Below are 26,843 nucleotides of genomic sequence, written 5' to 3' on the forward strand. Positions count from 1 at the left end.
CGAGGAGGATGTAACGGGCCACGGAACGGCTGTGGACTAGCCCTTTGACGTTGCTGTTTTGCAGCCGGCTGCTAGAGGCTTGATGCAGAACCACAACCGGTAACGCCCTTGCCTCTTTCGCCAAACCTGCGCGGCGCGTTGTTCATGATGGTGGCCATGAGTGGCTTCACCCTCAACGACGCGATCAGCAAATTCTCGTCGGAATCCATGAACATGGCGCAGGTCATGCTGATCCGCGGCGCCTTCGCTTCGCTTTTTATAGGCCTGCTTGCCTGGCAACGCGGTGCGCTTGCCCTGCCCGGCTCGATGTTGCAGCCGATGGTTGCGGTGCGTGTCGCCGGCGAAGCCGGTGCTACCGTGTCGTTTCTCATTGCTCTTGCCCATCTGCCAATTGCCAACGTCTCGGCCGTGCTGCAGGCGCTGCCGCTTGCGGTGACGATGGGCGCAGCACTTGTGTTCAATGAAGGCGTCGGCTGGCGGCGCTGGCTGGCCATCGCCATCGGCTTTGCCGGCGTGCTGATCATTGTGCGGCCCGGCCTCGAGGGGTTCAGCATCTATTCCCTGCTGGCGCTGGCCTGCGTCGCCTGTTGCGCGGTGCGTGATCTCGCCACCACGCGAATACCGCAGGCCGTTCCGACATTGCTGGTGTCTACCGCCACAGCACTTGCCATGACAGTGCTGGGCGCGGCACTGCTTTCGCCAATGGGTGGGTGGACACCGATGACGGGAAAAAGCACGGCGCTGCTAGCGCTTGCGGCAGTGCTCGTGGTCATCGGTTACCAGTTCATCATCATGGCGATGCGGGTGGGCGACATCTCGTTCGTCGCGCCGTTCCGCTACACAGCCCTGCTCTGGTCGATCCTGCTTGGCCTGTTCATCTTCGGTGACGTCCCCGACCTGCCGATGATACTCGGCGCCACCGTCATCGTCGGCTCCGGCCTCTACACACTTTACCGCGAACGGATCGTCGGCCGGCGAAAGACAGCCGCCGAAAGCGCTGGACCTGATATGGCGCCGGACGGCATATAGACGAGCCCCGAGGGTCGCTGGAACCTGACGATTTGGGGCCGGCGAGAAGACAGCAGACGATGAACCGAGATATTGCAGGGATCATTCTGGCCGGTGGCCAGTCGCGGCGAATGGGTGGTGGCGACAAAAGCTTGCTTGCGCTGGGAGGCCGCCGCGTGCTCGACCATGTCGTCGCGCGCCTTGCCCCGCAAGTCGGACCGCTGGCGCTGAGCGCCAACGGCGATCCGACACGCTTTGCCAAGTTCGGACTGCCGGTGCTTGCCGATACGGTCGAGGGTTACGCGGGACCGCTTGCCGGCATCCTTGCCGGCCTCGAGTGGGCGTCCATGGCTTGCAGTGTGGTCGTCACTGTCGCTGGCGACACGCCGTTCTTTCCCGAGGATGTGGTCGGGCGGCTGGCCGCGGTGGTCAAGGAACGTCCCGGCGCGATCGCTGTCGCCAGTTCGGGTGGCAAGCGGCATCCGACGTTCGCGCTCTGGCCGCTTGGTCTGCACGACGCGTTGCGACGTTTCCTGGTCAATGAAGACAATAGGCGGGTTTTCGCCTTCATCGAGCGGCACGGCTTTGTCGATGTGGAATTTCCGATGTGGAACTCCGGTGGGCACGAGATTGATCCTTTCTTCAACATCAATACGCCCGACGACCTTGCCGAAGCCGAACGTCTGTTGCAGACCATGAGGCCATGATGAGACGCGTCTTCGGCATCACGGGCTGGAAGAATTCCGGCAAGACGACGCTGACCGAAAAGCTGGTCGCCGAACTTGTCCGGCGTGGCTGGAAAGTCTCGACGGTAAAACACGCCCATCATGATTTCGACATCGACAAGCCGGGAGCGGACAGCTTTCGCCATCGGCAGGCCGGAGCCACGGAAGTCGCCATTGTGTCAGACAGGCGCTGGGCCCTGATGCATGAATTGCGCGGCGAGGACGAGCCGACGCTGGACACGATCCTGTCGCGGCTCGGCACCTTCGACATCGTGCTGGTCGAAGGCTACAAGCGTGAGGCGCACAGCAAGATCGAAACACGGCGGCTGGAGGCCAAGGACCGGGCACCGCTTTCGGCAAATGATCCGCATATCGTCGCCATCGCCGCCGACTTCGCCATAGCGGGCGAAAGCCTGCCTGTCTTTGATCTCGACGACACGAAATCGATAGCCGACTTCATCGAGCGCGCGACAGGCATGAAGCGCTGAGGGCATTTGCGAAGGGGCCCTTTTTCGCCGCTATTATGCCTGCCCCAACGTCATCATTGTCCACGAATGCAAATCCCGGAAGCAACGGTTTTTGCAGTTGCTTTTTTTGGGGAAAGAGTGGGAGTATCGCGCCAGCGGGCGGTCAAAAGCACCGCCCACAGAGCCGTTTGGAACGACGGCCGGGACATACAGAGAGGACCATCATGCGTATTGCATTGCGTATAGCGCTCGCCGCATCGGCCGCGCTGCTGACGCTGGGCGTTGCCCAGGCTCAGGAAAAGACTTTGAGGATCGGCACTGAAGGCGCTTACCCTCCGTTCAACAACCTGACCGCCGACGGCCAGCTCGTGGGCTTCGACATCGACATCGCCAAGGCACTCTGCGACGAGATGAAGGTGAAGTGCACATTCGTCGCGCAGGATTGGGACGGCATCATCCCGGCGCTCCAGGCTGGCAAATTCGATGCCATCGTCGCATCGATGTCGATCACCCCGGAGCGTGCCGAGAAGGTCGACTTCACCCACAAATACTACAACACGCCACCGGCAATCGTCGCGCCCAAGGACAGCGACATCAAGGGCGTGACCAAGGAGGACTTGGCCGGCAAGACGATCGGCGTGCAGGGTTCGACTACGCATTTCAACTATTCGACCGCAACCTACACCGACAGCACGATCAAGCCTTACCCCACCGCGCAGGAATACCAGCTCGATCTCGCCAATGGCCGCGTTGATGCGGTCAACGACGATATCACTGTTCTCGAAGGCTGGCTTGCCACGCCTGAGGGCGCCTGCTGCAAGGTGATCGGTGCGATCGCGCCTGACATCAAGATCCATGGTCCGGGCGCCGGCATCGCGGTGCGTAAGGGCGAGACCGAGCTGGTCAACCAATTCAATGCGGCGATCGACGCCATCCGCGCCAACGGAAAGTACAAGGAAATCAACGACAAGTACTTCAAGTACGACGTCTACGGCGGCGAGTCCTGATCCTTATGGATCTGATAGCGAACGGCGGGACATTCCCGCCGTTCGCACAAGGGGCGGCGCACGAGGGGTGACGCCGCGCTGCTCTCAAAGAGCCCATAAAGGAGAACAGGCAGGCGGATGCAAAGCGTTTGGACGCTGCTCAGTTGGGGCCCCGAAGGCTGGCTCGACGACATTGCCTATGGCGTTTTCATCACCGTTTCGCTTGCAGCCGCGACCCTGCCTGTCGGTCTGGTGATCGGCTTTCTGGTCGCACTGGCCAAGCAATCCGACGAGCCGTCGCTGCGGCTGGCCGGCAACATCTACACCACGATCTTTCGCGGATTGCCCGAGCTGCTGACGCTGTTCATCATCTTTTACGGCGCGCAAATCGGCATCCAGCAAGTGATGCGCCTGTATGACCCGACCGCCGCGGTCGAAGTAAACGCTTTTGTTTCCGGCATGATCGCGCTCGGCGTCGTCTTCTCGTCCTACGCCAGCGAGGTCTTCCTCTCCGCATTCCGCGCCATCCCGAAGGGACAGTATGAGGGCGGCTATTCTGTTGGCCTGTCGGGCTGGCAGACGATGCGACTTGTGGTCCTACCTCAGCTTATCCGTATCGCGCTACCGGGCCTTGCCAATCTGTGGCTCATCCTGCTCAAGGACACGGCCCTGGTGTCCGCCATAGGTCTTACCGACATATTGCGGCAAGCGGGCGTCGCCGCCCGCGTCACCAAGCACGCCTTCCTGTTTTTCGGTGTCGCCGCCCTCATCTATCTGCTCCTCGCCATCATATCGTCCTTCGGCATAAACGCGATCGAACGTGCGGTCAGCCGCCAGCAGGTGCAGCGATGAGCGTAGCCGCCATCGACCGACCGCCGGCTCTGCCACGCGGCTGGCCCCGGCAACGCATTCTCGGCTACGCGCTGGTCTGTCTGTGGATCGCTTTTCTCGCCGGGATCGCCGCCTACCTCATTCTCGCCTGGAACGGCGAGCTTTTCGCGAAATACGCGCCCGGCTATGTATCGGGACTTGGCATCACTCTACTGCTTGTCGCCATCTCGATCGTGCTCGGTGCGATCCTGTCGGTGCCGATCGCCTATGCCCGCATGTCGAAGAACCGGGTTCTTTCAGGTCTTGCCTATGCCTATGTCTATTTCTTCCGCGGCACACCGCTGCTGGCCCAGACCTTCCTTATCTATTACGGCGTAGGCTCCTTCAGGCCGCAACTCGAGATGGTCGGCCTCTGGGGTTTTTTCCGCGAGGCGTTCAACTGCGCAATCTTCGCCTTCTCGCTCAACACTGCCGCCTATCAGGCGGAAATCCTGCGCGGCGCGATCCAGAGCGTGCCCAGGGGCCAGTGGGAGGGCGCCGCCTCGCTCGGCCTGCACAAATTGCAGACGATGTGGAAGGTCATACTTCCGCAAGCACTGATCGTGGCGCTGCGGCCCTACGGCAACGAGATCATCCTGATGATCAAGGGCTCGGCGATCGTCGCCATCATCACTGTCTATGATCTGATGGGCATCACGAAGCTCACCTATTCGCGCACTTTCGACTTCCAGTCCTATGTCTGGGCGGCGATCATCTATCTGATCATTGTCGAGATACTGCGCCACGCGGTCGAGTGGATAGAACGGCGCATCACGATACATCTGCACCGCTGACTCCCATAGCTCTGCCTGATCCGCTAAGAAGGTCGGAAAGCAGGCTTCTAAGGGATTCGAAAACATGGCATCGGTGGCATTTCTCGGTCTTGGCGTCATGGGCTATCCAATGGCCGGACATCTCAGGAACAAGGGCGGCCACGACGTCACCGTCTACAACCGCACCAAAGCAAAGGCCGAGCAATGGGTTGCTCAGCATGGCGGCAGTGTTGCCAACACGCCGGCCCAAGCCGCCGACGGCAAGGACTTTGTCTTTTCCTGCGTTGGCAATGACGACGACCTGCGCGCGGTGACGATCGGAGCCGAGGGTGCGTTCCAGACGATGAAGAAGGGAGCCATCTTCATCGACAACACCACGGCGTCGGCTGAAGTCGCGCGCGAACTGGCGGAGAAGGCGCAATTGGGCGGGTTCTCGTTCCTCGATGCACCGGTCTCCGGCGGTCAGGCCGGCGCCGAAAACGGCGTGCTCACCGTCATGGTGGGCGGCGAGCAGAAAGCCTTCGACAAAGCAAAGCCGGTCATCGATGCCTATGCCCGCATGGTTGGGCTGATGGGTCCGGTCGGCTCCGGCCAGCTCACCAAGATGATCAACCAGATTTGCATCGCCGGCCTTGTCCAAGGGCTGGCCGAGGGCATCCATTTCGGCAAGAAGGCCGGGCTCGACATCGAAAAGGTCATCGAGGTGATTTCCAAGGGCGCGGCCGGCTCGTGGCAGATGGAGAACCGGCACAAGACGATGAATGCCGGCAAATACGATTTCGGCTTTGCCGTCGACTGGATGCGCAAGGATCTCGACATCTGCCTGGCGGAGGCCGACCGCAACGGCGCCAAGCTGCCGGTGACGGCACTTATCGATCAGTTCTACAAGGATGTGCAGGGAATGGGTGGCAAGCGCTGGGATACGTCTTCGCTGTTGGCGCGATTGGAAAAATAGGTTTTGTCGTGGCCGAGCTGTCGCCTCAGTCCAGCGCCGAGGAAATTGTCGCCCATCTGCGCTCGATCGGCTCGGAGGAGAATCGCCTTGGCATGCTGCGCTACGGCATCAAGATCGAACGTGCGCTCGGTATCTCGCACGGCGTGCAGCGGCAGATTGCCAAGAAAATCAAGCGCAACCATGAACGTGCGTTCGAGCTGTGGCAGTCGGGCATCATGGAAGCGCAGTTCATCGCTTCCGTCACGGCCGATCCGACGCGGTTTTCTGTCGCGGATGCAAGACGTTGGGCGGCGACTTTCGACTCATGGGATATCGTTGACGGCGTCTCCGATCTCTTTGTCGACACGGATTGCTGGAGGGAACTGATCGTCGAATTCGCGGTCGACGACCGGGAATTCGTTCGACGTACGGCTTTTGCCATGATGGCCTGGTCGGTGGTCCACCGGAAGAACGAACCAGAGGCCACCTTCCTCGACTTCCTGTCGATCATTGAAGCGCAAGCCACCGACGGCCGTAATTTCGTGAAAAAGGCGGTGAACTGGGCGCTTCGTTCGATCGGCAAGCGATCGATGGATCTGCACGGCCCTGCCCTTGCGCTGGCACAAAAGCTGGCTGCCTCGACCGACAAGACGGCACGCTGGATCGGCAAGGACGCTGCAAGGGAGCTTTCCGATGCCAAAACGCTTGAGCGGCTCGCCAGGAAAGGCTGAATGGGGCGAAATCCTCTTTACTGAGGTGACGCGATCAACGCGCACCGATTTCGAGAACCTGTTCGAGCAGCCGGGCGGGCCGAAATATTGCTGGTGCATGGCCTGGCGCGATCTCGAAAACCGCGAGCACGTGGGCAACGATGAGAGGAAACGGGCGATGATGGCGCTCATCGCGGCCGACACGCCGGTCGGCATTGTCGCCCAAGCCGGAGGCAAAACCATAGGCGGGTGCTCGATGGCACCACGCGAAACCTACCGCAAACTGTCGCCGCAGCAGGACGATACCGAAACGGGCATCTGGTCGATCGTCTGTTTCTATGTGCCGAGGGCATTGCGCAGCCGCGGGCTGGCAACCGCACTGCTCGACGCGGCCATCGATCACGCCTTCGCCAAAGGCGCCAGGACGATCGAGGCCTATCCGGTCGACCAGGCATCGCCGAGTTACCGTTTCATGGGCTTTCGAGACATGTTCGTGGCCCGCGGATTCCACGAGATCGGCATGGCCGGCTCGCGCCGGCATGTGATGCGGCTCGAACGTTGACGCTGTTGGCGACGGCAGCTTAACTCCTGTCAAATGGAGAGCACACGATGAGCAATCGTCTCAAATCGACAGCGGCGCTGGCGGCCGTGCTGATTTCCATCGCGGCGGGCAGCGCTTCCGCCGAAACCGCGCGTATATTCTGGAAGGATCTGCGCCCGGCGACGCAAGCGGCTGCCGAAAGTGTCGGACTGCCGATGATCGCGGCAAAAATGCCTGATCATGGCGAGACGCTGTCTCTCAATCTGCAGGACAAGACCATCCAACTGGCGGGATACGCGCTACCGGTCGATCGCGAGGGCGATCTCGTCTACCAGTTCCTGCTGGTGCCGTGGACGGGTGCGTGCAGTCACATGCCGACGCCGCCGCCCAATCAGATCGTCCTCGTCACGCCCGCGCACCCCTACAGGATGTCGGAGGCCTACCAGCCGGTTTCCGTGACCGGCGCCCTGGAGCCGGGCATGGAGAAGAGTCAGCTCTTCATCGTCGACGGTGCCAGCGTCATCCAGTCAGGCTACACGGTGCGCAAGGCGGAGGTGGTGGACGTCGATGTGGTGCCGGATACGATCACGCAGCCGGCAAACTCACCGTGGCGTTTTCTCAACAAAAAGAAGAACTAAGCAAAAAAACCTCAAGCAGCGTTCGCGCCCGATTCCTTGTCCAGCACCATGTAGTCCAGCGGCATTTCGGTCGTGTACTTGATCTGCTCCATGGCAAACGACGACGACACGTCGCGGATCTCGATCTTGGCGATCAGGCGCTTATAGAAGGCGTCGTAAGCCGCGATATCGGGCACCACCACCCGCAAGAGATAGTCGACGTCGCCGCTCATGCGGTAGAACTCGACCACTTCCGGAAATTCCTGGATGACCTCCGAAAAGCGCCGCAGCCATTCATGGCTGTGCGAATTGGTGCGGATCGACACGAACACGGTGACGCGCACATTGACCTTTTCATGATCGAGGATGGCGACGCGCCGCTTGATGACGCCTTCCTCCTCGAGCTTCTGGATGCGCCGCCAGCAGGGCGTGGTCGACAGTCCGACTTTCTTGGCGACATCGGCGACCGCGAGCGTCGCGTCCTCCTGCAAGAGGCGGAGGATTTTTCTGTCAAGGCGGTCCATTGGGTGCTCCCACAGGGATAGACTTGGAATAGATTGGCTATAGTCCTTCTTATTTAGGCCATTCACAAGAAAGAAATTCTGTCAGATAGCGCAAAAGCGAGTGATTTCTTGCTCACGCTTCAGCCGAGGCGATAGCGGATTTCCGATCTCAGAAACGGCAGCAAATCCATTTCAAACCACGGATTGCGCTTCAGCCAGCCGGTGTTGCGCCACGACGGATGCGGCAACGGCAGCACTTTCGGGTTGCCGGGCGCATCCCAGATGGTGCGCCAATTCATCACCGTCTCCGTCAGCGAGGGCCGGCGCGCTGCGCCCAAATGCCAGGATTGCGCATAGAGGCCGATCGTCAGCACCAGGTCGACCTGCGGCATCAGTGCCATCAGCGGCGCGCGCCAGGCCGGTGCGCATTCGCGGCGCGGCGGCAGGTCGCCGCCCTTGGCATCCTGGCCGGGAAAGCAAAAACCCATCGGCACGATGGCGAACTTTGTCGTGTCGTAGAATTCTTCGCTGTTGACGCCCAGCCAATTTCGCAATCGATCGCCGGAGGCGTCGGTGAACGGCATGCCTGACACATGCACCTTGGTGCCCGGTGCCTGGCTGGCGATCAGAATGCGGGCGCTCGACGACGGCCTGAGCACCGGGCGCGGCTCATGCGGCAACGGCCGGCCGACCGGGTTTTCGACGCAGATTCGGCAGGTGCGTACGGTCGCCGCGAAGTTTTCCAGCTCGTCGTTCATTCTCGGAGAACTCATACTCAGGCGGCGACGCTCGGCCGGCTGGAGACTGCCTGATGCCAGCGCAGTACATTGCTGCACTCCTCCGGCACCTTGATACGCGCCGGCTTCATGAAGTCGACGGCAATCAACCCGGTGATGTCGGCGATCGAATAGGTTTCGCCGGCGATGAATTCCCGGTTCGCCAGTTCCTCATCGAGGAATTTCAGGAATTCGATGGCTTTCGGCTTGTTGGCCTCGCCCCATTCGGGAATTTGCGGAACCTCCCATTCCTTCATCGCCGGATGGGTGTGCCGGAACGCGGCGGCGACGCAACCGAGCAGGTTGAGCTCCATGCGTCTTTGCCACATCTCGACCAGCGCCTTGCCGAGCGCACCGCGCCCGAACAAAGCCGGTTCCGGATGCAGTTCCTCGAAATAGCGGCAGATGGCGACGGATTCGGTGATGACGGTGCCGTCGTCGAGTTCGAGCACCGGCAGGCGCTGCAGCGGGTTGCGCGAACTGACCGTCTGTTCTCTGTGCTCCATCGCGCCCATATCGACAGGCACCAGCGGAACCTGAATGCCCTTTTCGGCAAGGAAGACGCGTACCCGCCGTGGATTGGGAGCGCGGCCGCCATCGAAGAGTTTCATTCCATCCTCCTGATTGATCCGACAAATTATAAGGTTGCTGCTCACCAGAAGCGAAAAATTTCTCGCAAGGCATCGCCAATCGAAGCCAGACTGCCATGCTTTCTTTCGACAACCTCGTGATCGTGACTCTCGCGCCAATCGTGCGGCTCGTCGAACGTGCCGGCCCAGATGCCAGCCTTGCCGGAACGAGCGGCGGCTTCGTCGGTTTCGAAATCGCCATAGGCAACCGCCCAGCCGGCCTCGACCTGGGCGCGGTTGAGATCTTTGCCGCCGGCCTTGCAATCGCCGAGCAGCCGGCCGTATCGATCGCGCTGCCAGCCGGTGCAGGAGACGGGTTTGCCTGATATCAGCCTCACCAGCGACTGCCGTGCCAGCTTGCCGCAGGCATAGTCGATACCGTCCTTACGGCAGATTTGCGAATATTCCGGCGCGTCAATGCCACGCATGCGGATGCGCTCGGTACCGAGCGTGATCGTATCGCCGTCATTGACGACGGCGGCACCCTCCGTCTTGCGCGTCTCGATCCGGTCAAGGCGCGCTGCCAGAAGGATCAGCAGACCGAGGACGATGACGGCCAGTGCGTAGTCCCCCAGCCGGCGCCACAGGCTTCGCGGCCGCGGCGGCACGTATCGCTGTCGCGGTCGCCACGACCACGAACGGCTCATATGGCAAACCGTTGGTTAATCATTCGAACGTAGCTTAACAATTTGAAACCGCTGCCCGCATAAATTGAAGTCTCCATGCCCTCGCAACGCTCGACCACAGCGGACAAGTTTATTGTGGACCGCAGGAAACCCCATCGCAACAGCGATGTGGCGCGCGCGGTGCGCAAGACGCGCGACCGTCTTTCGCAGCAGGTCGGAAATCTTGATTTCGACCGCGAGCTCTTAAAACTCCACGCCCGTGCGATGATAGGCAGCGCGACCATCGTTCCGATTCTCGTCCTGGCGACCGCCGCGACGGGTCTGTTTGCTGGAGTGGGTAACGAAATTGGCGTTTGGGCGCTTTTTACACTCATCTGCTACACCATCGTAGTATTCATGGCGAGGCGCATCGATCAAACGGAAGCTGCCGAACTCAACCCGCTGCAGACGCACAGCGATTTCCTGGTAGGCCACTTCCTTTGCGGCCTGGGCTGGGCTTGGTTCGCCTGGCTCGGTTGCGACGCTTGCCAGGTCGATCAGTTCCAGTTGACTAAGGCGGTAGTGCTGCTGCTCGCCATGGCGGCGACCGCGATCATCGCGTCATCGCTGCGCGGTGCGCTGCTGTCGACCTTTGCCGTTCCGGTCGCGGTCTATGCCTATGCCAGTACGAGGCAGTGGATTCCGGTCGAGCTGATCATGGCCGGTTTGCTGATCGTCTCGCTGCCCTTCTTCGTCTATACGGCGCGCCAACTCAATCGCTCGTCCTTGATGTTGCTCTCGTTCCGCTCCGAAAAGGACGCGCTTATCGCCGAACTGGACACGGCGAAATCGATGTCGGACGAAGCGCGACGACGGGCTGAAGACGCCAATCTGGCAAAGTCGCGGTTTTTGGCCTCGATGAGCCACGAGCTGCGGACGCCGCTCAACGCCATTCTCGGTTTCTCCGAGGTAATGGCGAACGAAGTGCTCGGACCGATGAGCAACCCGACCTATCGCGACTATGCTCGTGACGTCCACGACTCTGGCCAGCATCTGCTCGATCTGATCAACGAAATCCTTGACCTCTCGCGCATCGAGGCGGGCCGCTACCAGCTCAACGAGGAGCCGATGATGCTGCTCTCCGTCGTCGAGGATTGCTGTCACATGATGGAGCTGAAGGCGCGCAATAAGGACATCCGTATCGTCCAGGATTTCGAAAGCGCCTTGCCGCGCCTGTTCGCCGACGAACGCGCGGTGCGACAGATCGCGCTCAATCTTTTGTCGAACGCCATCAAGTTCACCGGGACTGGCGGCGAAATCCGCGTGCGCGTCGGCTGGACGGCGGGCGGCGGCCAATACCTCTCCGTTAGGGATAATGGGCCCGGTATACCGGCAGACGAGATTCCGGTCGTGCTGTCCGCCTTCGGCCAGGGCTCGATCGCCATCAAGAGCGCCGAACAAGGCACCGGGCTCGGCCTGCCGATCGTCCAGAGCCTGCTCGCATTGCATGGCGGCGAGTTCGAACTCCATTCCAAACTGCGTGAAGGCACCGAGGCCATCGCCATCTTCCCGCTGAGCCGGGTAATGGAGGAATTGCCTGCACTGCCGACCAAGGCGGTTGCCGCCCGGCGGCGCTAGTCGCCTAACGAACCGCCGCCGCCATGCCCGAACTGGTGAGCGCGGCTGCCTTGACCAGACCCGCGGCAAGGGCCGCCCCTGCCCCCTCGCCGTGGCTCACGCCGAGATCAAGCAGCGGGCGCAGGTCGAGTCGTCCGGCGGCCCGAGCGTGCGTAGGCTCTGGCGACAGACTGGCAAGCAGGCAATGGTCGAGCGCGGCGGGGTTGGCAGCATGCAGTGTCGCGGCGGCGGCTGTCGCCGCCAGTCCATCGAGCAGCACCGGGATCTTCTGCATCCGGGCGGCGAGGATGGCGCCGGCGATCGCCGCGAATTCGCGGCCGCCAACCCGGCGCAACGCTTCGAGCGGGTCCCTGAGACTTGTGCCGTGGAGGACTAGCGCCGCATCGACCACCTCGGCCTTGCGCGCCTGCATCGCCGCATCGGCACCCGATCCGGATCCGACCCAATCGGCACCCTTGCCGCCGAACAGTGCCGCAAACAAAGCCGCTGCTATAGTGGAATTGCCGACGCCGAGGTCGCCAAGGCAAAGCAGATCGGTGCCGCCGGCGACTGCCTCCATGCCGAAGGCCATGGTGGCGGCGCAGCCGCGCTCGTCAAGTGCTGCATCCTCGGTGATGTCGGCGGTCGGAATGTGCAGCGCAAGATCGAACACTTTCAGCCCCAGATCGTTGGCAATGCATATCTGGTTGACCGCAGCACCGCCCGCCGCACAAAGCTCGACCGCGTTCGCCGTAGCAGCGACAGGCCGCGGCGAAATGCCGTGCCGGGCGACGCCATGATTGCCGGCGAAGATCGCCACCAACGGCCTGTTCACCGCCGGCGGCGCACGGCCGCTCCAGGCGGCGAGCCACGCGGCGATGTCCTCGACGCGGCCGAGCGAATCTTTGGGTTTGTCGGCCTTGGCAAACAACGCACGGACACGGGCTTCGGCCGCCGCGTCGGCCGGCGGCAGGGTCGCCAGAAGATTGCGAAAATCGTCGAAGGGCAGCGCGCTGGTCATGTCGTTGGTGATCATTCCCTGGAGTTGGTGAGCGGCATAGCCGCCTTGCTTCGTAGGCACAACTGCCAGCATTGACGCGAAAGCGGTTGCCGGCGGCGCATTCCGGAGGGCTTGCATTGGCCTTGCCGTTACACCATGTGGAAGCGAGACAAGAGAATATCATGACGGCCATCGAATCCCCATGCATCCTGGTCTGTTCGATCGATATGAAAACCGGCTTCTGCTTCGGGTGCGGCCGCACGCGCGAGGAAATCGGCGCCTGGATCGAGATGACCCCTGAAGTCCGCCGCAGCGTCATGGCCGAGCTGCCGGCCCGACTGGAGATGGTTGAACGCAGACCGCGTCGGGAAACGCGCCGCACCCGCCTCGCGCGCGAACGCGACGCCCTCTCGTGAGCCATATATGAACCGGTTTTTCTGGACTTTGATGATCGTGATCGGGGCCGGCGTGGTCCTGCTCATGCTCAACGATTCCGCCGGCAGCACGTTCGGCGTCGAGAATTACGATTTCAGCCGGCTGATCTGGCTTGGCGCATTGGTCGCGCTCATCGGCGCCGGCCTGCTCAGATCAGGCAGGCCCTTGGGCGCCATGGCCCGCAATCTCGGCACCTGGGTCGTCATCGTGCTCGCATTGATCGCCGGCTATCAGTACCGTTATGAGTTGCAGGATGTCGCCAGCCGGGTAACGGCCGGCCTTGTTCCCGGCAGTCCACTGGCATTGGGGTTGGAAGACGGCCACGCCACCGTGACCCTGGACAAGGCCGGCAATGGCCATTTCGAAGCGCGCATCATGATCAACGGCACGCCGGTCCGGGCCGTGGTCGATACCGGCGCAACCAGCACCGTGCTGACCGCGCAGGACGCGCAAGCGGCTGGGTTCAATCCAGCCGTTCTCAATTTCACCATACCGGTTTCTACCGCCAATGGCATGGCGCGCGCCGCCGCCGTGAGAACCGACGAATTGGCGATCGGCGGGATCGTGCGCAAGGACATGTCGGTCATGATTGCCGCGCCCGGCATGCTCGGCCAGAGCCTGCTCGGCATGAATTTCATCAGCTCGCTGTCCGGTTTTGACGTGCGCGGCGACCGCATGATCTTGCGCGATTGAACAGTCAGGCTGCTTCGGCGCCGCTCAGTGAGTGTTGAGCATCTCGACTGCCTGATCAAACCGGCCTTCCCGTTCCGCCCAGCGCAGGAAGCCTACTCGCTCCACCAGGATCTCTTTCGGCGTCGGCTGCCGACTGAGCAACGCCATCGCCTCGTCAATGAACGCATCGAGCGGCATATACTCCTCGCGGGTCGACTGGCCGGGCGTCAGTTCAGTGCGAACCGCGGGCGGCGCAAGCTCGATCACTTCGACCTTGCCCTTGAGTTGCTCGCGCAACGACACCGTATAGGAATGGATCGCCGCTTTGGTGGCATTGTAGGTCGGCGTGCCACTCAGCGGCACAAAGGCCAGGCCTGACGAGACGTTGACGATCACGGCGTTTTGCCGGGCCGCCAGGTGGTCGATTAGCGCGTTGATGAGCCGGATCGGCCCGAACAAGTTGGTGACGATCGTCTCCTCCGCGTCGCGCAGATCGCGGGTCCTGGTCAGATCTTCGCGGCGCATGATACCGGCATTGTTGATGAGCATGTTGAGTGCCGGGTGTTCGGCGACTACGCGCTTGGCAAATGCTGTGATTGCTTCCGAATCTTCGACATCGCCGACCATCGCGTGCATGCCTTCACGCCCGGCAATCGTCCGCTCGAGCGCCTCCTCGCGCCGTCCGGCGACGATCACAGTGTTTCCAAGCGCATTGAAGCGCAGCGCCAGTTCCCTCCCAATACCGGATCCGCCGCCGGTGATGAGGATCGTGTTTCCCGTCGTTTTCATCGTTCTGTGCTCCATGTATTCCAGCTGCTCGGGATCAAACGACGCCACCGTTTGCAAATACCGTCTGTCCGTTGATCCAGGCGCCGTCCCCGCTGCAGAGCGCCGCGATCGCATCGGCAATGTCGGAAGGCTCGCCTAGCCGCTTGTGTGGCGTGCGAGCGGCGAAGCCGGCGATCTGCTCGGGGGTCTTGCCGTCGGTGAAGAGGGTTGTGTTCACAAGGCCTGGTGCCATGGCGTTCACCGAGATCATGCGGCCTTCAAGTTCCTTGGCGAGTATGTTCGCGTAGAGTTCCTGCGCGGCCTTGGTGGCGGCGTAAGCTCCGTAGGTCGGGCTGCGCAGCTGAGTGATGCTCGAGGACAGCGCGATGATCCGGCCGCCGTCGCGCACGCGCCGCGCCGCCTCGCGCAGCACGTAGAAACTGCCCTTCTGGTTGACGTCGACCATCCGGCTGAAATCGGCGTCGGTCATGTCGCGGAAAGGCGCAAGCCGCATGATGCCGGCATTGCTCACGACAACGTCGACGCCGCCGAACGCGCGCTCGTTTTCCTCGAACAGGCGTTGCACTGCACTGGGATCGCTGACGTCGGCCTGCACCCAGATGGCGCGCCCGCCAGTTGCCTCGATCTCCCGGACTACGCCGGCCGCGAGATCGCGGTTCTTTTCGCAATTCACGGTGACGGCATAGCCGTCACGAGCGAGGCGCCTGGCCGTCGCTGCGCCGATGCCCCGGGAAGAGCCGGTCACCAGGGCGACCTTGCCGCGCGATGCCGGCGCCTGACCGGTCGTTTGCGCGCGGGCGGCCCCGACCGCGAGTGCTACTGGAGCCATGGCGACCACCGCCAGCACGGCTCGTCTCGGCACCTCGTTCTGTCCAGACATTGGGAGTTCCTTTCCTTGTAGCGAACTTGCTTTTGTCGGGACGTTACATACCGCGCGGGCCGGCCAGGAGCTTGCCAACCCATGCGCAAAACTTGCTCGATTCTGCAGCCCACGTGACGTTTGCGCGCGCGGTATGCTAGGTATCGAGCCACGCTACAGGAGAGAGATCACATGGACTCGCTCAAACAGGCCGCTCAGGCTTATGCCAGTCGACATGCCAACAGCGATGGCTTGGCGGTGACGCCTGTGCCGGGTCTCAAGATGATGTACATCGAGTCCCCTTCCGGCGATCTTCATTCAGTCTATCGACCCCTGGTGTGCCTGGTCCTACAGGGCGCCAAGCGCATGACCGTGGGAAGAGAGCAGCAGGTCTTCTCCGCCGGGCAGTCCGTGATCGTGAGCGCGGACATGCCGGTCGTCGGGCGGATCGTGCAGGCGAGCCGGAGCGAACCCTATCTGGCCGTAGCGGTCGAGCTCGAGATGACGATCCTGCGCGAGCTGACGGCGCAACTGGGCAGCGTCCGCCCGCTACGCCCGTCCGAGACACGCACCTTGTTCGCCGAAGACACCGAAGCCGCGGCGCTGGACTGCGCATCGCGGCTGATGAGGCTGCTGGACCGGCCCGATGCGATACCGCTCCTGCGCGACGGAATCATGCATGAGCTGCACTATTGGCTTCTGTCGGGGCCGCACGGCGTCGCCTTGCGGGCACTTGCGGATCCAGAAAGCCACGCGAGCCGCCTCGCCGCGGCCATCGCGATCCTGAGAGCGGAGTACCGATCGCGCGTGTCCGCCGAACGCCTGGCGGCGGCAGCGGCAATGAGCCTCACCGCCTTCCATAAGCATTTCAAACAGATGACATCGCTGACACCGGGACAGTACCAGAAGCGGCTTCGCCTGGTCGAAGCGCGCCGCCTCATGCTGGATGAAGGCCTCTCGGCAAGCAGCTCTGGGTTCGAGGTGGGCTACGAGAGCGTTTCACAATTCACGCGCGACTATGCCCGACTGTTCAAAGCGCCGCCGAAGCGCGACGCCCTTCGCGTCCGGAGCGCAGCACGCGGGATCAGAGAAGAAATGCCGGACGGCGAGCGGGCGCGCGCTGCTTAGCCCGACTTGCCTCAGCTATCGACGGTCCTCTGGATTGCTGAACGGACTGCGTAGACGCGCCGCATGATCTTTCGCGACTGAACAGTCAGGCTGCTTCCGCATCCGCCCTGCCGAAATCGACTGCAGCGAAAGCCGCCTTCAGAACATCCGGTCCAGCGCCGGGCCTTGTCGCGTCAGTGGAAAGGATCTGCCGGTAGCGGCGCGCGCCCGGCAGGCCGTGGAACACCCCGACCATATGACGGGTGACATGACCAAGCCGCCCGCCCCGCTCGATATGGTGCGCCGCATAATCCGCCATGGCGTCGATCAGCGCGACAAAATCGAGCGCGTCGGGTTTGTCGCCGTAAAACGCGGCGTCGACGCCTGCCAGAATGCCCGGCGTGTGATACGCGGTGCGGCCGAGCATAGCGCCGTCGACGTGATCAATGTGGTCGAGCGCTTCTTCAAGAGATTGAATACCGCCATTGATGCCAATGAATTTGTTTTGTTTTCTGGCTTTCAGCCGATAGACCCTGCTGTAGTCGAGCGGCGGGACGTCGCGGTTTTCCTTCGGGCTCAGCCCTTCCAGCCACGCTTTCCGGGCATGCACCCACAGCGCGTCGGCGCCGGCCGCGAAAACGCCGTCCGCCAGCGCGTCGAGCGCCGGCTCAGGATCCTGCTCGTCGACGCCGATCCGGCATTTGACTGTGACGGGGATACTGACGGAAACCTTCATCGCCGCAATGCAGTCAGCGACAAGAACTGGTGCCTTCATCAGGCAGGCACCGAACGTGCCCGACTGGACGCGATCGGACGGGCAGCCGACATTGAGATTGATCTCGTCATAGCCGAAGGCTTCGCCGATGCGCGCCGCCTCGGCAAGCTTCTGCGGATCGGAGCCGCCGAGCTGCAACGCGACCGGATGCTCGGTATCGTCGAAGCCGAGTAAGCGCTCGCGCGCGCCCTGGATGACCGCGTCGGCCACGACCATCTCGGTGTAAAGCAGCGCCCGGCGTGTCAACTGACGATGAAAGAACCGGCAGTGCCGGTCCGTCCAATCCATCATCGGCGCAATAGCCAGTCTATGTGCTTGATACGTCATCGTTTTTGTTTAACTTTAAATCGTTAGCTTGTGTCAAGTACACACGAGCGTGCGCCACGATACTGCGCTTTTCGCCAAACCTTCGGTGAACTCATCAAGCTCCATATCGATGACATGTGCGAGGTTGGCAAGGCCTGCCAGACCCGCGCGCCGCGTTGCGATCAACTGTCCGTCGGCGACAGGTGAAGAGCGGCCCGCAGGCCGGCATCACGGCCGGACCGCCGGCGCTTCGACCAGCAGACCACGGGCTCGCTCCGTCAGATGGAGCTCCAGGTCCACGAGTTCCGGTGCGCCGAAGGCGAAGGGCTCGGCCCTGACCCCGATCATACAGTTGCGCAGGCGCCGCTGCAGCGAACCGACCGTCTGCCATTCAAGCCGGTAGAGCGGATAGCCGGTCGGATGCGCCTGCGGGATCACGCTGCCGCCGAGTCGCTTGCCCGAGTTGTCGTCGTGGCAGGAGGCGCAGGAAAGATCGAGCTGGCCGATACGGCTCTGGAACAGACGCCGACCGTTGTCGCGAAACGGCGCCAGCCGGGCGTCGGTCGCCGGTGTGATTGGCATGCCGCGCGACTGACGTGCCACATAGGCCGTCAGGGCGAGCAACGCGTCAGATTCCGGCGCCAGCGGCTCCACCTGCTGGCGCTCCGCGCGGCAGGAATTGATGCGCCCGGCAAGGTCGATCGGCCGTCCCGTCGCCTCGTCAAAGGCCGGGTAGCGCGTGGCAACGCCGCGCATCGTCTGACTGGCATCGCCATGGCAGCCGGCGCAGGCGACATCCGCCCTACCCTCCGGCTGCTGCCAGAGCTGCTCGCCCTGCAGCACCCACAGCATACCGGGGTTGCTCATGTCGTCTGCCTGCAGCGCCTGCGTCTCCGGCGTCATGAAGTCGAAACCGGAGCGCTTCGCGCTGTCTTCGATGCCGGCAGCGATGGCCATGCTGCAGACGACCGCCGCGATGATCCCCACCAGGCCCCAGAGGGCGCGCATCAGCTCACCGTGATTTCGGCCGATGCCGTTTGGCTCTTCCCGGCATCGTCCGTCCAGGTGAAGTCGATCGTGCCGCTCGTCGTGGCAACGAGCGTGAAGGCAATGAACGGATTGGCCGACACCGCCGGAAAGAGATCGGCCGAAAACACCTCCTCGTCATTGTAGGTGCAGGCGAAGCGGCGGATGATGTGGCGGGGGATGTTGGAGCCGTTCGGGCCGATGCGGTAGCCGGTTTCCATTGGATGGGCGATCATCGCTCGGATCTCGACGACCTCGCCCTGCCTGGCCGCTTTCGGCACGTTGACCAGCGCACGCACCATTATGAAAGATCCTCGATACAGGCGGCCAGCGTGACGATCGCGCTTGCACGGCTTGACCAGAAGCTGCCGTCGCTCATCTCAGCGACCGCGACCACCACCTGGGAGGTCGCGAGCCGGATCCTCGTCGAGACGGTGGCGCGGCCCGAGCGCGGCCCGAGACGGAAAACCGCGACATTCGCCTCCGGGTTCTTCTCGTTGAAGACCGCGATGCGCCGGACATGATCGTCCGCGGTCATCGGGCTCTCGGCGGCGACCGTGATCCCGACCGCATTGCCGTTTTCGACCAAAGGCGGCAGGTCGAGCCGGACGCGGCCGTCGAGAACGTCGGCTCCCCCGGTGAAGGTACGGATCGCTTCATCGAGGCTCGGACGGGCAACGGCCCAGCGCGGCAGGCTGATCACCAGAAGGCCGGTCATGCCGGCCCAAAGAAACTGCCGCCGTCCGACTAAGCCTCCGTGAACTCGAAGCGGGTCTTCGCGCATAATCACCCCTTCAGCGTCGTGAGATAGGCGACGATATCCTCGATGTCGGCGCCGGTCAGGATCGGCTTGCTGCGCCAGGCGGTGGCGACGCGCCGGCCTTCCTCTTCCGCGATCCGGTAGTAGGAAGGCATGATCGTGTTCGGCGCGAGCCGCTTCATGTCGACTAGGCGCAGCCGGATCTGGCCTTCCGAAAGTCTTGCCCCGACGCCGGTCAGGTCGGGCGCCAGCGTGCCGTGCAGATGCGCATCGGGGAACGGCCCGCTGTGGCAAGAGCGTGCAGAGGCTGCGCTGCCGGTCCGCGATCAGCGCCGCGCCTCGCGCCGGATCACCCTTGCCGCCGACCAGAGGCTCCATGATCGCGTCGCCGGTCACGACGTAAGATACCGCCTCCTCGCCGACACCGGGCGAGGCCGCAATCAGCAATCCCGCAACAGCGAGGCAAGCCATCCTCATCATCCGAACACTTCGCTGGTGATCGTCCGGAACCAGTCCTCCGCATAGGCCGCTTCCAGTTCGCGGACGGAGGACGGCGCTTCGAGCGGGCTTGTGCCCCCGCACCCTCCACCTCGGCAAGCAGGCCGTCGCGCGGCTGGTAGACGCCTGCGATCGAAATGCCGTAGCCGGGCGCGACCAAGCTGTAGCAGGTGTTGATGAGCTTCGGCTGCGCCGGCTGCCGCTCCCTGACCAGCGCGGCGACCGCCGCAGCGCAGGCTTTTGCCTGGGCGTTGGCGCTGAAGGCGGATTTCGGCATCGCCCCACCGATCGCCGCGTCGCCGATGACGTGGATCGCTGGCTGCAGGCGGGACTCGAAGGTGACCGGGTCGATCGGGCACCAGCCCGTCTGATCCGCGACACCGGCCGACTGCGCGATCCTGCCCGCACGTTGTGGTGGGATCACGTTGGCGATATCAGCCTTGTGGCTGCCGAACTCGGTCACCAGCGTCCTTGTCGCCGGGTCGACTTCCGTCACCCTGCCGCCCGAGGACAGCGGCACCCATTCAATCAGGCCGGGATAGAGCTCTCGCCAGGCGGCTTCGAACAGCCGCTGCTTCGAAAAGGCGTCCTTGGCGTCGAGGATGATCAGCTTCGAGCGTGGCTTGCTGGTCTTGAGGTAATGCGCGATCAGGCTTGCTCGCTCGTAGGGACCGGGCGGGCAGCGGAACGGATTGGCTGGCGCGGAGAGAATGACCACCCCACCGTCCGGCATCGCCGCGAGCTGGTCGCGCAGCAGCAACGTCTGCGGCCCCGCCTTCCAGGCATGCGGCATGATCTCCGCCGCCGCCTCGTCGTAGCCCGGCAGCGCGTCGAAGCGCAGGTCTACGCCGGGCGCCAGCACCAGCCTGACGTAGCCGATGTCAGTTCCGTCATCCAGCCGAACGCGCCGGCGCTCGGCATCGACGGCGACAGCGCGCTTGCGGATGAACCCGATGTCGCCGAACCGGTCATAGCCGAAGGTCTGCGCCTCGATACCGCGCAGCCCTGCAAGCACGGCATTGCTGAACGGGCAGGCCAGATAGGCTGTCTCCGGCTCGATCAGCGTCACGGCAAGGTCGCGATCCAGCTGCTTCAGTGCGCGGGCGCAGCTTGCCCCGGCAAAGCCGCCGCCGACCACGACCACGCTGGGCTGCGCCTGTGCGCGTACCTGCGGCGCAGCAAGGACCGTCGCGGCGACGCTGGCCGCCGCGCCGCCGATCAAGGCTCTACGGCTGGGCATGGCGTGCCGCCTCGGGTTTGGCGAGCCATTCGGCGATGGCGCGCGTCTCTTCCTCGGTATATCCCCTAGCGATGCGGTCCATGACCGTCGCCTTGCGCTCACCGGAACGGAAGGCTCGCATCTGGGCGACGATGTCGTCCGCCGCGTGGCCGTCGAGCGAGGGGATGGCTGAGCCAAGCGCCGCCGGCCCGTGACAGCCGGTGCATGCCGCCGCTCCAGGCGCTGCGCCGGCCCATGCCGGCGCGCTGGCCGCGAGCGCCGCAACCAGGACGGGCGCGAACGATCGTCCGCGCCTGTTCTTTGGGCGCATCATGTCATGCGAGGTCATGGTTTTTCAGCGGCAGCGTGCGGATGCGCTTTCCGGTGGCGGCGAAGATCGCATTGAGGACGGCCGGCGCGGCGACCGCGATGGTCGGCTCGCCGACGCCGCCCCAGAAGCCACCGGACGGCAGGATGATCGTCTCCACCTCCGGCATCTCGGCCATGCGCATAACCTCGTAGCTGTCGAAGTTCTCCTGCTCCATGCGGCCGCCATTGACGGTGCATTCGCCGTAGATGCAGGCAGAAAGGCCATAGACGAAGGAGCCCTCGACCTGCCGCTCCACTTGTGCGGGGTTGACGACATGACCCGGATCGGTGGCCGCCACGATGCGATGGATCCTGAGTTGCCCGTCGGTGACCGAAACCTCCGCTGCCGCCGCGACATAACTGCCGAAACCCATGATCTGCGCCAGGCCGCGGTGAACGCCGGCGGCGGGCGGGGTGTCCCAGCCGATCCGTTCGGCAACCGCCTCCAGCACGGCGAGGTGCTTCGGATGTTTGACCATCAGCTTGCGGCGGAAGGCGAGCGGGTCGACGCCGGCCGCATGGGCGAGTTCGTCCATGAAACACTCGACGTAGAGCGCATTCTGGTTGAGGTTCACGCCTCGCCAGAAGCCCGGCGGGATCGGCGGGTTGCGCATGGCATGGTCGATCCGCAGATTGTCCACCGTGTAGCCCAGTGTGCCTTCCGTGCCACTGAGGACGAGGCCCTGGAAGACGACCGGGTCCATGCCGTTCTGCATGCCTTCCGGCCGCACCGCCGCAAGGATCGACTGGCCGGATATACGCATGTGCAGAGCGGTCAGGTTGCCGTCCGCGTCGAGCGCGCCCGTCAGTCGGCACCGCGTCGTCGGATGATAGGCGCCGTGCAGCATGTCCTCTTCACGCGACCAGATGAGCTTTACGGGTGCTCCCGGCACCTGCTTGGCAATGCTGACCGCTTGACGCACATAGTCCTGGAAGTTGCCGCGCCGGCCGAAGCCGCCGCCGAGATGGATCTTATGCACCTCGCATTGCTGCACCGGCAGGCCGGCGGCCTCGGCCGCTGCGGCAAGGCTCGCCTCGCCATTCTGGGTCGGCACCCAAACCTCGCAGCGCTCCGGCGTGTAGAGCGCCGTCGCGTTCATCGGCTCCATGGTTGCGTGGTTCTGATAGGGATAGGCATAAGTCGCCGTGACCGTTCGGCCGCCAGCGGACAGGGCGGCACTCGCGTCACCTTGCTCGGCGCCAATGAAGGCGTCATTTGCGCCGAACCCCTCTTCGAGCATCGCCGCGATCGAGGCGCTGGTGACCTGCCGGTTGGGACCTTCGTCCCAGACGACCGGCAGGGCATCGAGGGCGGTCTTCGCCCGCCACCACGTGTCGGCGACAACCGCAACAGCGGTTTCGTCCACCTGAACGACGGTGCGCACCCCGGGCATTTCAGCCACCGCCGCTGCGTCGAAGCTCTCCACCTTGCCGCCGAAATACGGGCAGGCCCGGATTGCCGCGTTGAGCATGTTCGGCAGCTTGAGGTCAATGCCGTAGATCTGGCTGCCGTTGAGCTTATCGGCCGTATCAAGCCGCGGCAGCGGCTTGCCGGCTATGGTCCAATCCTTCGGGTCCTTCAGCGTGACATTGGCGGGCGGCGTCATCCGCGCAGCGGCGGCGGCCAACTGTCCATAAAAGGTGGCGCGATCCGATGCCGCATGCGTGACCATGCCCATCCTTGCGGTGCATTCGCTGGCCGGCACGCCCCATTCGGCGGCCGCAGCGGCAATCAGCATCTCGCGCGCGATGGCGCCACCAATGCGCACATATTCGTGCGATTCGCGGATGCCGCGGCTGCCACCGGTCGAGAAATTGCCCCATACGCGGTCGCGCGCGAGATTCTGGGCCGGCGACGGATATTCGGTCGTGACCTTGGACCAGTCGCAATTCAGCTCCTCGGCGACGAGTTGCGCCAGGCCGGTCAGCGTCCCCTGCCCCATCTCGGAGCGGGCGATGCGGATGATCACCGTGTCGTCGGGCCTGATCACCACCCAGGCATTGATCTCCGGCGCCGTCTCGGCGCCCTCGGCAAGCGCAGGCTTGATGAACGGCACGTTGAACCCGAGAGACATGCCGCCGGCCGTGGAGGCCACGCCGATGATGAAGCTGCGGCGGGAGATGGAAATTATCGCGTTCATGGCTGTTCTCCTCAACCGCGTTGCGTGGCTTCGCCGCCATTGGCAGCCAGCTTGATGGCGGCGCGGACCCGGTTGTAGGTGCCGCAGCGGCAGATATTGGTGATCTCGGTGTTGATGTCCTCGTCCGTGGGGTTCGGGTTCTGCATGAGCAGACCAGCCACAGCCATGATCATGCCGGCCTGGCAATAACCGCATTGCGGCACATCGAGCGCCAGCCACGCCTGCTGGACGGGATGCGAACTGTCCGGCGAAAGTCCCTCGATAGTGGTGATTTGCTGGTCCGGCCCGACCGCGCTCACCGGAAGCACGCAGGAGCGCGTGGCGGCGCCGTCAATATGGACGGTGCAGGCTCCGCAGGCGGCAACCCCGCAACCGTACTTCGTCCCGGTAAGTCCGACTTGTTCGCGGATCACCCATAGCAGCGGCGTGTCTGGGTCGACCTCGACGTCACGTGGCGTGCCGTTGACGATCAATGTGGCCATTGTGCAATCCTTTCGATCAAAGGCTGGCGAGGACCACCATCCGGATGCCGCCTGGCGTGGCCCGGCGGCAGAGACCGGAAGTCCCGGCTAGCGACGAGGCCAAGTTAGCCAGGACCTGTCGCAGAACCTTGTCCCGATGACCGGCAGTTCATCACAAGCTGTCGCAGGCGAAGCGTTCTGATACACTTCGTTACACTTCTCACGGTTTGTTGATGCCGTGCGAGATTGCCGCCATGGTGCGGAAGGTGATCATCCGTGTAGACGCAAACTAGATATCGTCGATACTGGCCGACTATTTAGCGGCGGCTTTGGAGCATTGCATGGAAGTGGCGCAGCACATCGCGGTCGTCGACGACCACAGGGACATCCGCGACCTCGTCGGGAAATACCTCACCCAGCAGGGTTATCGCGTCAGCGTCGCCGACAGCACGGCCGCGCTCAAGCGGCTGCTCGACCGCAGCCTGCCCGATCTCATCGTCCTCGACGTCATGATGCCTGGCGAGGACGGCATTGCCGCCTGCCGGCATGTGCGCGGGACGGTCGACGTTCCGATCATCTTCCTCACCGCCATGGCCGAGGAGATCGACCGGATCGTGGGCCTCGAGATCGGGGCCGACGACTACCTGACCAAGCCGTTCAACCCGCGGGAACTGCTGGCGCGGATCAAGGCTGTGCTCAGGCGCGTCCACAGCCTGCCGCCGCAGCGCGGCCGCCTCAAGTCGAACGCGCTTCGGTTCGACCGCTGGACGCTGAATGTCGGCCGCCGCGAGCTGGTCGGGCTCGACGGCGTGGCAGTCGCGCTCAGCACGGCTGAATTCCGCCTTCTCACCGCCTTCATCGAGCATGTCGGGATCGTGCTTAGCCGGGATCAGCTGCTCGACCTCACGGTCGGGCGCACCGCCGACGGGTTTGATAGGGCCGTCGATAACCAGGTGAGCCGGCTGCGCAAGAAGATCGAGGCGGATCCGAAGAGTCCGATGCTGATCAAGACGCACTGGGGCGGCGGCTACTGCTTCACCGCCGAGGTGGCCCAGGCATGATGCTGTTGTGGAGACGCAGCCTGGCGGCCCGCTTCCTCATGCTGGTGCTTCTGGCGCTCGCCCTATCGCAGGCGATCACGTTCCTGATTTCGTGGGACGAGCGCGGCCAGGCCCTGCACGCGGCGGCCAAGGGCGAGTTCGTCAGCCGCACCTCTTCGCTGGCGCTTCTGCTTGACACGACACCGCCCTCACTTCGGCCCGATATCCTCAACGTCAGCGGCACGGCCTATACGCGTTTCTGGACCTCGGACGACGGACCGAGCAATCCCCTCGCTTGGCAACAGGAGGCATTTACTCAGCTCGCCAAGCCGCTGCCCGGGATTGCCGGCAAATATGCCGCCTACATGAACGGACAGGCCTCGAACGCAGTCGATGCCGCCGATCCTTCCGTGCCGCCGCGCATGTTGGATTTGTCCGGCAATGGCAGGCCCTTCTCGCGGCCGGCCAAGTTCCTTTATATGGACGCCGCCCCAAACGGCATGGGCCTTTCGGTTCGCCTCGACGACAGCACCTGGCTGAATGCCGCCTACGCCAAGGCAATGCCGAACGCCTTCTGGACGACGCAATCGGCGATATCGCTGGCGCTCACCGCGCTCATCCTGTCCGCCATCGCGATTTTCGGGGCGCAGGCAATCGCGCGTCCGCTGCGACGGCTCGCCAATGCCGCCGAACTGTTCGGTCGTGGCGAGGCCGTGCCGCGGCTGCCAGAATCAGGACCCGACGACATCCGCCAGACCGCCGAGGCGTTCAACCGCATGCAGGAGCGCCTGCAGCGCTTCGTCGAGGACCGCACGCGGATGCTTGCGGCGATCAGCCATGACCTGCGCACGCCGCTGACCTCGCTGCGGCTGCGCGCGGAGTTTGTCCAGGATCACGAACTCCAGGAAAAGATGCTGAAGACCATCGAGGAAATCCAGACGATGACGGAAGCGGCGCTCGCCTTCGCGCGTGAGGACGCCGCGGTAGAGGCGACGCGCACCGTCGATCTTTCAGCACTGGTCGGCAGCCTCTGCGACGATCTCGCGGAGCTGGGCCAAAACGTCACCGTCAATGACGGGCCCAAGGTGCTGTATCGCTGCCGGCCGGACTCCCTGCGCCGGGCGATCCGCAACCTCGTCGAAAATGCCGTCCGCTACGGCGAGCAGGCCAAGGTGAGCCTGGTCAGGAGTGACGACAGTCTGGACATCGTCGTCGAGGACGCCGGACCCGGCATTCCGCAAGGCGACATGGAACAGGTGTTCGCCCCCTTCTTCCGCCTGGAGCAGTCGCGCAACCGGGAGACCGGCGGCGTCGGGCTCGGCCTGTCAATTGCCCGCGCCATCGCCCGCCACCATGGCGGCGACATCGTGCTGGAAAACCGGAACGAGGGCCTTCGAGCGCTCATCAGGTTGCCGCTGATCGACATGGCCAAGCAGCTTGCCCCAGCGTCCATGCCTGAGACGAAACCTCCGACCGGACTGCGATCCCGAAACCGTCCCGCGATCGGAACTCCTGCGCTGCCGCGCCATAATTAGATCATCGCTGTCGCAGCGAAGGACAAGTCACGACCTGCATCCTCCCCGCGCCTCCTCGACCCAGCAGCCGCTCTCGCTGGTGAGCGGCTG

The 26,843-nt window shown here is 63.5% G+C and carries 30 protein-coding genes and 2 pseudogenes; 16 read left to right on the forward strand and 16 right to left on the reverse strand.

Annotation, left to right across the window (positions count from 1 at the left end):
• The first annotated feature begins 108 nt into the window (after nt 1-108).
• From EN885_RS19075 to EN885_RS19120, 10 genes and pseudogenes are all read left to right on the forward strand, one after another.
• Nucleotides 109-1,029 (forward strand): DMT family transporter, encoded by a 921-nt coding sequence (locus EN885_RS19075; RefSeq protein WP_095486843.1) that lies wholly within the window; start codon nt 109-111, stop codon nt 1,027-1,029.
• Nucleotides 1,030-1,088: 59 nt separating this feature from the next.
• Nucleotides 1,089-1,715 carry a molybdenum cofactor guanylyltransferase MobA gene (gene mobA, locus EN885_RS19080; protein ID WP_095486845.1) on the forward strand — a complete coding sequence of 209 codons (627 nt, stop codon included), beginning with the start codon at nt 1,089-1,091 and terminating at the stop codon, nt 1,713-1,715.
• Nucleotides 1,712-2,221 (forward strand): molybdopterin-guanine dinucleotide biosynthesis protein B, encoded by a 510-nt coding sequence (gene mobB / locus EN885_RS19085; RefSeq protein WP_095486847.1) that lies wholly within the window; start codon nt 1,712-1,714, stop codon nt 2,219-2,221. Before mobA ends, mobB begins: the two co-directional genes overlap by 4 nt.
• Nucleotides 2,222-2,424: 203 nt before the next feature.
• Nucleotides 2,425-3,207: an ABC transporter substrate-binding protein gene (locus EN885_RS19090; protein ID WP_095486849.1), complete on the forward strand. Its 783-nt coding sequence runs from the start codon at nt 2,425-2,427 to the stop codon at nt 3,205-3,207.
• 117 nt (nt 3,208-3,324) lie between these two features.
• Nucleotides 3,325-4,038 carry an ABC transporter permease gene (locus tag EN885_RS19095; RefSeq protein ID WP_095486851.1) on the forward strand — a complete coding sequence of 238 codons (714 nt, stop codon included), beginning with the start codon at nt 3,325-3,327 and terminating at the stop codon, nt 4,036-4,038.
• Nucleotides 4,035-4,850, forward strand: coding sequence for an ABC transporter permease (locus EN885_RS19100; RefSeq protein ID WP_095486853.1), 816 nt, complete (start codon nt 4,035-4,037; stop codon nt 4,848-4,850). Before EN885_RS19095 ends, EN885_RS19100 begins: the two co-directional genes overlap by 4 nt.
• Nucleotides 4,851-4,908: 58 nt before the next feature.
• Nucleotides 4,909-5,784: pseudogene (locus tag EN885_RS19105) on the forward strand (NAD(P)-dependent oxidoreductase); the annotation flags it as partial.
• An 8-nt stretch (nt 5,785-5,792) separates the two neighbouring features.
• The gene (locus tag EN885_RS19110) at nt 5,793-6,494 is read left to right on the forward strand and encodes a DNA alkylation repair protein (protein WP_095486857.1); all 702 of its coding nucleotides are present in this window, start codon (nt 5,793-5,795) and stop codon (nt 6,492-6,494) included.
• The gene (locus tag EN885_RS19115) at nt 6,457-7,035 is read left to right on the forward strand and encodes a GNAT family N-acetyltransferase (protein WP_128242252.1); all 579 of its coding nucleotides are present in this window, start codon (nt 6,457-6,459) and stop codon (nt 7,033-7,035) included. Before EN885_RS19110 ends, EN885_RS19115 begins: the two co-directional genes overlap by 38 nt.
• Before the next feature lie 47 nt (nt 7,036-7,082).
• Nucleotides 7,083-7,652, forward strand: a complete 570-nt coding sequence (locus EN885_RS19120; RefSeq protein ID WP_128242253.1) for a DUF3299 domain-containing protein — start codon at nt 7,083-7,085, stop codon at nt 7,650-7,652.
• A gap of 11 nt (nt 7,653-7,663) precedes the next feature.
• Here the strand turns inward: EN885_RS19120 and EN885_RS19125 are convergent, their stop codons facing one another.
• The 4 genes from EN885_RS19125 to EN885_RS19140 all read right to left on the reverse strand — a co-directional run bounded on the left by EN885_RS19125 (nt 7,664) and on the right by EN885_RS19140 (nt 10,186).
• On the reverse strand, nt 7,664-8,155 hold the full coding sequence (locus EN885_RS19125; protein ID WP_006333679.1) for an Lrp/AsnC family transcriptional regulator: 492 nt from the start codon (nt 8,153-8,155) through the stop codon (nt 7,664-7,666).
• Nucleotides 8,156-8,274: 119 nt separating this feature from the next.
• Nucleotides 8,275-8,970 carry a uracil-DNA glycosylase family protein gene (locus tag EN885_RS19130; RefSeq protein WP_127206637.1) on the reverse strand — a complete coding sequence of 232 codons (696 nt, stop codon included), beginning with the start codon at nt 8,968-8,970 and terminating at the stop codon, nt 8,275-8,277.
• Nucleotides 8,910-9,521: a glutathione S-transferase gene (locus EN885_RS19135; protein WP_095486865.1), complete on the reverse strand. Its 612-nt coding sequence runs from the start codon at nt 9,519-9,521 to the stop codon at nt 8,910-8,912. The genes EN885_RS19130 and EN885_RS19135 overlap by 61 nt, the downstream gene beginning before the upstream one ends.
• A 41-nt stretch (nt 9,522-9,562) precedes the next feature.
• Nucleotides 9,563-10,186 (reverse strand): thermonuclease family protein, encoded by a 624-nt coding sequence (locus tag EN885_RS19140; protein WP_095486867.1) that lies wholly within the window; start codon nt 10,184-10,186, stop codon nt 9,563-9,565.
• Nucleotides 10,187-10,261: 75 nt separating this feature from the next.
• On the opposite strand from EN885_RS19140, the gene EN885_RS19145 reads away from it, so the two are divergent.
• Nucleotides 10,262-11,782 (forward strand): HAMP domain-containing sensor histidine kinase, encoded by a 1,521-nt coding sequence (locus tag EN885_RS19145; protein ID WP_127206638.1) that lies wholly within the window; start codon nt 10,262-10,264, stop codon nt 11,780-11,782.
• A gap of 4 nt (nt 11,783-11,786) precedes the next feature.
• Here EN885_RS19145 and EN885_RS19150 read toward each other — a convergent pair whose 3' ends face one another.
• On the reverse strand, nt 11,787-12,782 hold the full coding sequence (locus EN885_RS19150) for a nicotinate-nucleotide--dimethylbenzimidazole phosphoribosyltransferase (RefSeq protein ID WP_095486927.1): 996 nt from the start codon (nt 12,780-12,782) through the stop codon (nt 11,787-11,789).
• A 161-nt stretch (nt 12,783-12,943) separates the two neighbouring features.
• Between EN885_RS19150 and EN885_RS19155 the strand changes: the two genes are divergently transcribed.
• Entirely contained in the window at nt 12,944-13,177 is a 234-nt protein-coding gene (locus tag EN885_RS19155) for a DUF1289 domain-containing protein (RefSeq protein ID WP_164547208.1), read from the forward strand.
• 7 nt (nt 13,178-13,184) lie between these two features.
• The gene (locus tag EN885_RS19160) at nt 13,185-13,889 is read left to right on the forward strand and encodes a TIGR02281 family clan AA aspartic protease (RefSeq protein WP_095486873.1); all 705 of its coding nucleotides are present in this window, start codon (nt 13,185-13,187) and stop codon (nt 13,887-13,889) included.
• A 24-nt stretch (nt 13,890-13,913) separates the two neighbouring features.
• On the opposite strand, the gene EN885_RS19165 is transcribed toward EN885_RS19160, so the two are convergent.
• Both EN885_RS19165 and EN885_RS19170 read right to left on the reverse strand, forming a co-directional pair.
• Nucleotides 13,914-14,657: an SDR family oxidoreductase gene (locus tag EN885_RS19165; protein ID WP_095486929.1), complete on the reverse strand. Its 744-nt coding sequence runs from the start codon at nt 14,655-14,657 to the stop codon at nt 13,914-13,916.
• A gap of 34 nt (nt 14,658-14,691) precedes the next feature.
• Nucleotides 14,692-15,537, reverse strand: a complete 846-nt coding sequence (locus EN885_RS19170) for an SDR family oxidoreductase (RefSeq protein ID WP_095486875.1) — start codon at nt 15,535-15,537, stop codon at nt 14,692-14,694.
• A 171-nt stretch (nt 15,538-15,708) separates the two neighbouring features.
• On the opposite strand from EN885_RS19170, the gene EN885_RS19175 reads away from it, so the two are divergent.
• Nucleotides 15,709-16,644, forward strand: a complete 936-nt coding sequence (locus tag EN885_RS19175; protein ID WP_095486877.1) for an AraC family transcriptional regulator — start codon at nt 15,709-15,711, stop codon at nt 16,642-16,644.
• Between the two features lie 85 nt (nt 16,645-16,729).
• On the opposite strand, the gene dusA is transcribed toward EN885_RS19175, so the two are convergent.
• From dusA to EN885_RS19220, 9 genes and pseudogenes are all read right to left on the reverse strand, one after another.
• Nucleotides 16,730-17,725, reverse strand: a complete 996-nt coding sequence (gene dusA, locus EN885_RS19180) for a tRNA dihydrouridine(20/20a) synthase DusA (protein WP_127291791.1) — start codon at nt 17,723-17,725, stop codon at nt 16,730-16,732.
• Nucleotides 17,726-17,932: 207 nt separating this feature from the next.
• Nucleotides 17,933-18,712, reverse strand: a complete 780-nt coding sequence (gene soxA, locus EN885_RS19185) for a sulfur oxidation c-type cytochrome SoxA (RefSeq protein ID WP_128242254.1) — start codon at nt 18,710-18,712, stop codon at nt 17,933-17,935.
• Nucleotides 18,712-19,032, reverse strand: a complete 321-nt coding sequence (soxZ, locus tag EN885_RS19190) for a thiosulfate oxidation carrier complex protein SoxZ (RefSeq protein ID WP_128242255.1) — start codon at nt 19,030-19,032, stop codon at nt 18,712-18,714. The genes soxA and soxZ overlap by 1 nt, the downstream gene beginning before the upstream one ends.
• Nucleotides 19,032-19,514, reverse strand: a complete 483-nt coding sequence (locus EN885_RS19195) for a SoxY-related AACIE arm protein (RefSeq protein ID WP_128242256.1) — start codon at nt 19,512-19,514, stop codon at nt 19,032-19,034. The genes soxZ and EN885_RS19195 overlap by 1 nt, the downstream gene beginning before the upstream one ends.
• A gap of 2 nt (nt 19,515-19,516) precedes the next feature.
• Nucleotides 19,517-19,753 (reverse strand): hypothetical protein, encoded by a 237-nt coding sequence (locus tag EN885_RS34855; RefSeq protein WP_348631646.1) that lies wholly within the window; start codon nt 19,751-19,753, stop codon nt 19,517-19,519.
• Between the two features lie 213 nt (nt 19,754-19,966).
• A pseudogene (locus tag EN885_RS19205) lies at nt 19,967-21,228 on the reverse strand (NAD(P)/FAD-dependent oxidoreductase).
• Entirely contained in the window at nt 21,215-21,556 is a 342-nt protein-coding gene (locus tag EN885_RS19210; protein WP_245493103.1) for a c-type cytochrome, read from the reverse strand. The pseudogene EN885_RS19205 and the gene EN885_RS19210 overlap by 14 nt, the downstream one beginning before the upstream one ends.
• The gene (locus tag EN885_RS19215) at nt 21,543-23,717 is read right to left on the reverse strand and encodes a molybdopterin cofactor-binding domain-containing protein (RefSeq protein WP_128242257.1); all 2,175 of its coding nucleotides are present in this window, start codon (nt 23,715-23,717) and stop codon (nt 21,543-21,545) included. The genes EN885_RS19210 and EN885_RS19215 overlap by 14 nt, the downstream gene beginning before the upstream one ends.
• An 11-nt stretch (nt 23,718-23,728) precedes the next feature.
• Entirely contained in the window at nt 23,729-24,199 is a 471-nt protein-coding gene (locus EN885_RS19220; protein WP_128242258.1) for a (2Fe-2S)-binding protein, read from the reverse strand.
• A gap of 320 nt (nt 24,200-24,519) precedes the next feature.
• On the opposite strand from EN885_RS19220, the gene EN885_RS19225 reads away from it, so the two are divergent.
• Nucleotides 24,520-25,239 (forward strand): response regulator, encoded by a 720-nt coding sequence (locus EN885_RS19225; protein WP_095485165.1) that lies wholly within the window; start codon nt 24,520-24,522, stop codon nt 25,237-25,239.
• Entirely contained in the window at nt 25,236-26,753 is a 1,518-nt protein-coding gene (locus EN885_RS19230; protein ID WP_128242259.1) for an ATP-binding protein, read from the forward strand. Before EN885_RS19225 ends, EN885_RS19230 begins: the two co-directional genes overlap by 4 nt.
• Nucleotides 26,754-26,843: the final 90 nt, after the last annotated feature.

It is taken from the genome of Mesorhizobium sp. M6A.T.Cr.TU.014.01.1.1, from assembly GCF_004022765.1.
Classification (GTDB): domain Bacteria; phylum Pseudomonadota; class Alphaproteobacteria; order Rhizobiales; family Rhizobiaceae; genus Mesorhizobium; species Mesorhizobium mediterraneum.

Bases quoted from the DNA above. Each gene is read 5' to 3' on its own strand.
- mobB (WP_095486847.1), top strand. From the start codon at position 1,712: ATGATGAGACGCGTCTTCGGCATCACGGGCTGGAAGAATTCCGGCAAG.
- EN885_RS19135 (WP_095486865.1), bottom strand. From the start codon at position 9,521: ATGAAACTCTTCGATGGCGGCCGCGCTCCCAATCCACGGCGGGTACGC.
- EN885_RS19165 (WP_095486929.1), bottom strand. From the start codon at position 14,657: ATGAAAACGACGGGAAACACGATCCTCATCACCGGCGGCGGATCCGGT.
- EN885_RS19195 (WP_128242256.1), bottom strand. From the start codon at position 19,514: ATGCGCGAAGACCCGCTTCGAGTTCACGGAGGCTTAGTCGGACGGCGG.
- EN885_RS19210 (WP_245493103.1), bottom strand. From the start codon at position 21,556: ATGACCTCGCATGACATGATGCGCCCAAAGAACAGGCGCGGACGATCG.
- EN885_RS19095 (WP_095486851.1), top strand. From the start codon at position 3,325: ATGCAAAGCGTTTGGACGCTGCTCAGTTGGGGCCCCGAAGGCTGGCTC.
- soxA (WP_128242254.1), bottom strand. From the start codon at position 18,712: ATGCGCGCCCTCTGGGGCCTGGTGGGGATCATCGCGGCGGTCGTCTGC.
- mobA (WP_095486845.1), top strand. From the start codon at position 1,089: ATGAACCGAGATATTGCAGGGATCATTCTGGCCGGTGGCCAGTCGCGG.
- EN885_RS19115 (WP_128242252.1), top strand. From the start codon at position 6,457: ATGCCAAAACGCTTGAGCGGCTCGCCAGGAAAGGCTGAATGGGGCGAA.
- EN885_RS19120 (WP_128242253.1), top strand. From the start codon at position 7,083: ATGAGCAATCGTCTCAAATCGACAGCGGCGCTGGCGGCCGTGCTGATT.
- EN885_RS19175 (WP_095486877.1), top strand. From the start codon at position 15,709: ATGGACTCGCTCAAACAGGCCGCTCAGGCTTATGCCAGTCGACATGCC.
- EN885_RS19140 (WP_095486867.1), bottom strand. From the start codon at position 10,186: ATGAGCCGTTCGTGGTCGTGGCGACCGCGACAGCGATACGTGCCGCCG.
- EN885_RS19155 (WP_164547208.1), top strand. From the start codon at position 12,944: ATGACGGCCATCGAATCCCCATGCATCCTGGTCTGTTCGATCGATATG.
- EN885_RS19145 (WP_127206638.1), top strand. From the start codon at position 10,262: ATGCCCTCGCAACGCTCGACCACAGCGGACAAGTTTATTGTGGACCGC.
- EN885_RS19170 (WP_095486875.1), bottom strand. From the start codon at position 15,537: ATGTCTGGACAGAACGAGGTGCCGAGACGAGCCGTGCTGGCGGTGGTC.
- EN885_RS19125 (WP_006333679.1), bottom strand. From the start codon at position 8,155: ATGGACCGCCTTGACAGAAAAATCCTCCGCCTCTTGCAGGAGGACGCG.
- EN885_RS19160 (WP_095486873.1), top strand. From the start codon at position 13,185: ATGAACCGGTTTTTCTGGACTTTGATGATCGTGATCGGGGCCGGCGTG.
- soxZ (WP_128242255.1), bottom strand. From the start codon at position 19,032: ATGGTGCGTGCGCTGGTCAACGTGCCGAAAGCGGCCAGGCAGGGCGAG.
- EN885_RS19090 (WP_095486849.1), top strand. From the start codon at position 2,425: ATGCGTATTGCATTGCGTATAGCGCTCGCCGCATCGGCCGCGCTGCTG.
- EN885_RS19230 (WP_128242259.1), top strand. From the start codon at position 25,236: ATGATGCTGTTGTGGAGACGCAGCCTGGCGGCCCGCTTCCTCATGCTG.
- EN885_RS19220 (WP_128242258.1), bottom strand. From the start codon at position 24,199: ATGGCCACATTGATCGTCAACGGCACGCCACGTGACGTCGAGGTCGAC.
- dusA (WP_127291791.1), bottom strand. From the start codon at position 17,725: ATGACGTATCAAGCACATAGACTGGCTATTGCGCCGATGATGGATTGG.
- EN885_RS19150 (WP_095486927.1), bottom strand. From the start codon at position 12,782: ATGACCAGCGCGCTGCCCTTCGACGATTTTCGCAATCTTCTGGCGACC.
- EN885_RS19215 (WP_128242257.1), bottom strand. From the start codon at position 23,717: ATGAACGCGATAATTTCCATCTCCCGCCGCAGCTTCATCATCGGCGTG.
- EN885_RS19225 (WP_095485165.1), top strand. From the start codon at position 24,520: ATGGAAGTGGCGCAGCACATCGCGGTCGTCGACGACCACAGGGACATC.
- EN885_RS19100 (WP_095486853.1), top strand. From the start codon at position 4,035: ATGAGCGTAGCCGCCATCGACCGACCGCCGGCTCTGCCACGCGGCTGG.